A 310-nucleotide genomic window follows, 5' to 3' on the forward strand; every position below is an offset into this window, starting at 1 on the left:
TTCCAGGCATAGCCGACCTGCCCGGTGATCAGGCCGAAGCCTTCAATCTTGGACCGATTACGAAGACCGGTCGGCGGGAAAAGCACCGTGCTGACGTTGTCGCCCGTGAAGTCGGCCCAGTTGCCCTGGCCCTCGATGCCGAACACCCAGTTGACGGACTGCCAACGAAATCCCATCTGCCCGCCCGCCGTGCCGCCCGTGGCATCGTGGCACCCTTCCGGGACGATAGTGCCAAGACCGGGGGAAATCAGATCCCAGCACTTGCGGCTCGATCCGCCGCCGCCGTTGACGCCGATGTAGAAGCCGCTCC

The 310-nt window shown here is 64.5% G+C and carries 1 protein-coding gene; it reads right to left on the reverse strand.

The window, feature by feature from the left end; genetic code table 11:
* On the reverse strand, positions 1-310 hold a 310-nt coding region (locus AABA86_RS34595), incomplete at both ends, for an outer membrane protein (RefSeq protein ID WP_445083509.1).

Origin of the sequence: Bradyrhizobium sp. TM233 (assembly GCF_036247965.1) — a bacterium.
Taxonomy (GTDB): Bacteria; Pseudomonadota; Alphaproteobacteria; order Rhizobiales; family Xanthobacteraceae; genus Bradyrhizobium; species Bradyrhizobium ottawaense.